The sequence below is a fragment of the Microcoleus sp. D2_18a_D3 genome (assembly GCF_036702455.1).
Classification (GTDB): Bacteria; Cyanobacteriota; Cyanobacteriia; order Cyanobacteriales; family Microcoleaceae; genus Microcoleus.
Window position 1 is genome coordinate 79,563 of record NZ_JAUBTK010000024.1, and the last position, 6,056, is coordinate 85,618.

A 6,056-nucleotide genomic window follows, 5' to 3' on the forward strand; every position below is an offset into this window, starting at 1 on the left:
GTTATTAGTTATTAGTTAGTAAGCTGCTACGCACTTAAATTGCATATTCTCTGAGGGCGCGACACCCCACTCATTGTTTGATTGTTTTTTGACAGACAATTTAAATGCCGCAACAGCTTAGCAATTAACGCATGACCAATGACTATTCCAATCGTTCCCAGGCTCCGCCTGGGAATGCCTTTGGAGAAGGCACATCCTCGATTAAAAGGAGAAAACTATTGGGAGGCAGAGCATCCAAATCTTCATTGCCAGGATCTTCCCATGGGTGATAACTTACGAAAATGTCACAAAAGTCAAGTAGGGCAGACAGATTTAACTGCTGCCTAATCATGGCCTTATGCTCCAGGGTAAACGCATCTTAATTTGAACCCAAAATATGCTAGAGTTAAATCCGAATAAATTTCAATGTAGTTATTGTAGTTTATGGGTGCTATCAAGGGCCAAAGGTTTTACTCAAACTTTAAATCACCAATAAAACAAACAGATTTATTGCCTTGGGTGAATATATTAAATGCCAGTTTTTTAGAAAATTTTGCCAATTTGAACGAGCCCAGAATAGAAAAAATAAAAAAAATACTCAGAGATATTACAGGGTAATCGCATCTTAATTAAGGTATAATGGCGAGGGAAATTTTTAAAATATTTGACAGCATCATTCAAAGGCAGCTCGTAAACTAAGTAATGAAAATTGAGTGTGATACTGAGAGCTAGCTAAGCACGCTCGCTGGGGTTCCACCTAGTTGATTTATCTCCATCACGTGATATTGCTTAGAGCGTGTTTTCAAACTATAACCACGACAGAATGCAGGCGATCGTAATCATGGCTGTATAATTGGCAGCCAGCTTATCATATCGAATAGCGATCGGACTCCCTTGGTTGAGTAGGTTGATAGCACGTTCAACAATGTTGCGTTGCCAGTAGATTTCACGACCGCCTTTTTCCATCTGCCTGAGTGAGGAATACCTGCCGGGAGTCCATTCCCAGTTTAACTGCTTATTGGTCGCCGATCGCGTCTCCGCCGCAGCCCTGCCTCTGGCGGGTGCATTTTATGTCATTTGTCAAGTACAATTTATACCAAATCAGATGCGATTACCCTGCACTAATAACCAATAAATATGGTTCACTTTAACGTTGGTTTTCAACACTTTAACTCCTTCGCTGATATTACGCTATCCCTGGCGAAAACTTTACACCAAATGGGAATTCCTATTTCGGTCGAACCTTCAACAATAGCATCTCATCTCAGGCGCAATTCGACAGCAGAAGAAAACGACCTGCTAGCGAAGTGGATGAACACCGCACCCTCAGATTTATTTCAGATCAAATGGTCTCATTATTGGAAACCTTATTTTTTAAAAGAACTCAACGGACATCTCAACTTAGAACTTTTTGCTATCAATTACGAATTCGCCCAAAACCATGATGATTATGATTACTGGATTTACGATGCTGTTAACACTTCATCCCACAAACTAGCCGTCAGCCAATACTCTAAAAACGTTTTAATAAAAGCGGGATGTCCGCCGGCTAACGTATCAGTCATGCCTCTAGGTTTCAATCCTTTAATCTCGCAACTCTATTTACCCAGACCGCAAAAAACCCAAAAAGATGTAAAGTATATTCTGCACATGACCAATTCTTTTGATTTCTATAGATTTGGCACTGATCTCGCTATTCAAGCTTTTTGGGAAGAGTTTAAAGATGATTCTAACGTAGAGTTGATAATCAAAGATGGTGGCAAAAATCCTGATTTTATAGTGGAACATCTCGTAAATATCGAAAAGCAGCTCGGCAAGTTAAAGGCCAAAATTCTGATCATCCCTAAATTTTATAATAAAGCAGAACTAGCTGATTTATACTTGTCAGCCGATGCTTTTTTAGCACCCTTTCGCGGGGAGGGTTTTGCGATTAAAATTTTGGATGCCTTTGCAGCAGGTTTGCCCGTTGCTATGACTATGTACGGCGGCCCGACTGAGTACGCCAATGCGGATAACTGCTATCCCATAGCTTACGATATAATTCCCGTCGGAAAGTGTTACGATACTCAGTATCTAAAAATCAGAAATTCTCCTCATTGGGCCGAGCCAAATCTTCAGTCTGTTCGCGAACAGTTACGAAAAATTGTTGAAGACCCGATGCGTTTTCAGGTAGCTCACAAAGCTAAAGAGACGGCGGATTTATTTAATTGGGAAGCTGCTGCTCAAAAATTGCTAAGATTAATGCGAAAGTTGTTTTAGGATCAGAAAGTATGGGACTCGAACGCAAAATGTTTAGGGGAATGTTTTCACCCGGGGAGGTGGTACGATTGAAACAGCCTTGTTTTACTCCCGGGCGATTGTTTGAGCCAGGAAAATATAACGCTGATGAGTTGCCGGATATCGCTTTTGATATGGGTTTGGTAGACCATTTGCCACCCGTAAAAGGCAATAGTTCAGAAAATCTCAATGTTCAGAACTTGCCAGATCAAAACCTTGAGGACTAAACTCCCGTTTGCAGTAAGGACTTCAGTCATAAAAATCCCTGTTTGTAGTAAGGACTTTAGTGCTGAAAATTAAAACAAATAATCAAAGACTCAAGTCCTAACTGCAGAAAAGATAAAGCCAATTTAACCATTTTGCTCTATGTGGGCAATTAACTCTTTCAAAACTTGACTAGCTTTATCGTTCTCAATCTGACAAGTTCCGGCATTCTGGTGCCCACCGCCGCCATATCTTAACATTAACTCCCCAATATTAGTTGTAGAAGTTTTGTTAAAGATTGACTTGCCAACTGCGAAAACAGTATTTTGTTGTTTCAGTCCCCAAAGCACGTGAATCGATACATTGCACTCAGGGAACAAAGCGTATATTACAAAACGATTCCCTGCATAAATCACCTCTTCGTTACGCAAATCCAAAACAACTAAATTATTATAAACTTTGGCGCAGCGCTGTATTTGCTCTTTAAATTTTTCTTCTTGCTCGAAGTAGAGGTCTACTCTTTCTTTCACATCAGGAAGCTGCAATATTTCCTCGATGGTATGATATTTGCAGTAATCGATTAACTGCATCATTAACTGATAATTGGAAACGGTAAATTCTTTAAACCTTCCCAACCCCGTTCGGGCGTCCATTATGAAGTTTAACAGCACCCATTCTTGCGGGTGCAGAACCTCTTCTTTGGCAAATTGAGCGGAATCTGATTTGTCAACTGCCGCCATCATCGCCTCGGAAATATCAGGAAACTTTGCTTGGCCTCCATAATATTTGTACAGTACCCTAGCGGCCGAAGCTGCATAGGGATCGATGATGTGGTTAATTTTGATTTTCTCGTGTCTAAGAGTTTCGCTGAAATGGTGATCGAAAGCTAGATGAACCCCCTCAACATAGGGTAAATTGGTGCTAATATCGTTATTTGTTATTTCGATTTTCCCATCCTGCATATCTTTAGGATGCACGAATTTAATCTCGTCGATCATATCGAGTTCTTTGAGCAAAACGGCACAGACAAGACCGTCAAAATCACTGCGGGTGACTAATCTGTATTTTTTAGTGAGTGGCATATGCTTCTGTGATAGGGAGGAACTGATCACCAGCTAATATAACGTATTACCCGATCGCTTTCCAATATGAACGCAGACCCTTACGCTTGGATAGAGAAGGCCCTGGACACAGTTCGCCGTGCCGATTGGTATCGATCGCCACAATCGATCGAAAGTTCCCCTGGGCCTGTGGTAAAGTTAGCAGGCCACAGCCTGATTAACTTTGCCAGCAACGATTATCTGGGACTTGCCGGCGATGACAGGTTAATTCAAGCTGCTATGGCTGCAACTAAGGAATTTGGGACGGGTGCGACGGGTTCGAGGTTGGTCAGCGGACACCGCGATTTGCACCGACAGCTAGAACAAGCTATTGCTAATTTAAAACAAACTGAAGATGCTTTAGTATTCAGTTCGGGATATTTGGCGAATCTAGGGGCGATCGCATCCGTTGTCGGCAAGCGCGATTTGATATTATCTGACAAGTACAACCATTCGAGCCTGAAAAACGGAGCCGCACTCAGCGGTGCAACTGCCCTAGAGTACAGTCACTGCAATCTTGAGGATTTAACGGCCAAGCTAGAGCAAAATCGCGCGAGATACCGCAAGTGTTTAATTATTACCGATAGCGTCTTTAGCATGGATGGGGACTTGTGTCCGCTGCCGCAGTTGTTGGCTGTGGCCGAAACCTTTAACTGCATGGTATTAGTAGATGAAGCTCACGCTACAGGAGTTTTCGGTGCTAGCGGTGCCGGTTGTGCAGAACATTTCGGGTGTACGGGAACACCGCTGATTCAAGTGGGGACACTCAGCAAAGCTTTGGGAAGTTTAGGTGGTTACGTTGCGGGCTCTGCTGCTTTAATTGATTTTCTGCGTAATCGAGCTGCGAGTTGGATTTATACTACGGCATTGACGCCTGCTGACGCGGCGGCTGCTTTGGAAGCTGTGAGGATTGTACAGCAAGAACCAGAACGCCGAGTTCGGTTGCGACAAAATATCGAAACTTTCAAATATTGCGCGATTACCAATCACCAATTACCAATTAGCAATTGCCTCTCCCCAATTTTCAGTCTTCCGTTAAAAGATGCAGCGGCAGCTTTAACAGTAGGCAGCAAACTCAAGGAGATGGGTATTTTTGCTCCGGCGATTCGGCCTCCGACTGTAAGCGTGAGTCGAATTCGGATTTCGCTGATGGCAACTCACGAGCTCGCACACCTTCAGCAGTTGGTAGAGGCGCTGAAGCAAGTTTTGAGTTTTGAGTAAATGTAGGGTGCGTACCGCGCACCGCTTGACTAAATGTAAATGTTGGGCATCGGGCATCGGGCATCGGGCATCGGGCATCGGGCATCGGGCATCGGGCATCGGGCATCGGCCTAATGACTAATGACTACTGACTAATGACTAATGACTAATGACTTCTGATTGTCAAGATATCGCTATTGACTTATGGCCACTCTTATACAGGAGTTTGGGCGATCGGTCAACAACTGTAAATTTTTTGTAAATTTAGATACTTTTTGAAATTTAGCGCTATATTAGAGAAGTAGCAGGTACACCAAATTTAATATAAGGAACGTCCACCATGAACACAAATCGTCAAAACGTAAAAAAAGTAGCAGAAACCCACCGCGCTAACATTCACAAGCAACTGATGCACCGCATAGAAGTAGCGAGATCCAGTGGCAATCAAGATTTGGTTCGGGTGCTTGAAGAGGAAATGAGACAGCTTTAAAGAAGCTGCAACTAGAATTTGCCGTAGTTTGGTTTAGAGGGTTGTGCGAGAAATGCAGAATTCCGGCAACCGCTACCTGTGAACTTTTGACTCCTCTCTTAGTTGGTAGGAAAAACCCCGGTTTCTTGAAGAAACCGGGATTTTTTATTGAGAAGGAAGAATAAAGAAGGAAGAGGGAAAACTCCTGCACGCACAAACTCTATCTTTAGGGTGCGCCTCAGCCCACAGAGTCTGTACCAATAGCGGATTGAACCATTCATTTTTTGCGTAAGTTCTGAAGTCAGAACGAAGAAGCAAGAGGGAAGAACAAGACTTACGCTGCATTCCTTCTATTTTGACACTATCTGTAGTAGTAAGCTGCACCGAGGCCCACTCTACTAATTAACTACAGGAGTTACGGAATTGGCACATGGTGAGGGCGCGATCGCCCCCTCAGCCATCACTTTAAGTAGTCCGGGCACTGACAAGTGGACATTCGCGACTAACAACCAAACTCAATCCAGCAGGAATAACGTACACTCATGTGTGTGCTATTCGTTGGAAAATTGAGCAATTTCCTAGGGAAATCAAGCAACTAACCGGGAGAGAATATTGGCAGTGCCGTCAAGCTAGAATTCGCAAAAATCATATTGCTTGCCATGAACTTGCGTGGGGTATGCCCTCAAAAGTTTAGCCGATAAAACGCGTCAAACAATATATCAAATTAAACACGGCTGCTATCAAATTATTGTAAGGATTCAGGTGAAAAATAGTCGTTCGAGAGCCGAAAAATATGGTAATGTAGTCAGATGAGCGAACAACCAGAG

5 protein-coding genes and 1 pseudogene are annotated in these 6,056 nt (G+C 43.0%); 5 read left to right on the plus strand and 1 reads right to left on the minus strand.

Annotated elements, in window-relative coordinates; all coding sequences use genetic code 11:
* The first annotated feature begins 1,116 nt into the window (after positions 1-1,116).
* The gene (locus QUB06_RS13965; protein ID WP_333435746.1) at positions 1,117-2,238 is read left to right on the plus strand and encodes a glycosyltransferase family 4 protein; all 1,122 of its coding nucleotides are present in this window, start codon (positions 1,117-1,119) and stop codon (positions 2,236-2,238) included.
* 11 nt (positions 2,239-2,249) lie between these two features.
* The gene (locus tag QUB06_RS13970; protein ID WP_333435747.1) at positions 2,250-2,483 is read left to right on the plus strand and encodes a hypothetical protein; all 234 of its coding nucleotides are present in this window, start codon (positions 2,250-2,252) and stop codon (positions 2,481-2,483) included.
* Positions 2,484-2,606: 123 nt separating this feature from the next.
* On the opposite strand, the gene QUB06_RS13975 is transcribed toward QUB06_RS13970, so the two are convergent.
* A complete protein-coding gene (locus QUB06_RS13975; RefSeq protein ID WP_333435748.1) occupies positions 2,607-3,542 on the minus strand; it encodes an exopolyphosphatase in 936 nt (311 codons plus the stop codon).
* Between the two features lie 66 nt (positions 3,543-3,608).
* On the opposite strand from QUB06_RS13975, the gene bioF reads away from it, so the two are divergent.
* The 3 genes and pseudogenes from bioF to QUB06_RS13990 all read left to right on the plus strand — a co-directional run.
* Positions 3,609-4,781: an 8-amino-7-oxononanoate synthase gene (bioF, locus tag QUB06_RS13980; RefSeq protein WP_333435749.1), complete on the plus strand. Its 1,173-nt coding sequence runs from the start codon at positions 3,609-3,611 to the stop codon at positions 4,779-4,781.
* 319 nt (positions 4,782-5,100) lie between these two features.
* Positions 5,101-5,250, plus strand: a complete 150-nt coding sequence (gene pirA, locus QUB06_RS13985; RefSeq protein WP_172185012.1) for an arginine synthesis PII-interacting regulator PirA — start codon at positions 5,101-5,103, stop codon at positions 5,248-5,250.
* A 477-nt stretch (positions 5,251-5,727) separates the two neighbouring features.
* Positions 5,728-5,958: pseudogene (locus QUB06_RS13990) on the plus strand (IS701-like element ISPlag1 family transposase); the annotation flags it as partial.
* Between the last annotated feature and the right edge of the window lie 98 nt (positions 5,959-6,056).

Bases quoted from the DNA above. Each gene is read 5' to 3' on its own strand.
- QUB06_RS13975 (WP_333435748.1), bottom strand. From the start codon at position 3,542: ATGCCACTCACTAAAAAATACAGATTAGTCACCCGCAGTGATTTTGAC.
- bioF (WP_333435749.1), top strand. From the start codon at position 3,609: ATGAACGCAGACCCTTACGCTTGGATAGAGAAGGCCCTGGACACAGTT.
- pirA (WP_172185012.1), top strand. From the start codon at position 5,101: ATGAACACAAATCGTCAAAACGTAAAAAAAGTAGCAGAAACCCACCGC.
- QUB06_RS13970 (WP_333435747.1), top strand. From the start codon at position 2,250: ATGGGACTCGAACGCAAAATGTTTAGGGGAATGTTTTCACCCGGGGAG.
- QUB06_RS13965 (WP_333435746.1), top strand. From the start codon at position 1,117: ATGGTTCACTTTAACGTTGGTTTTCAACACTTTAACTCCTTCGCTGAT.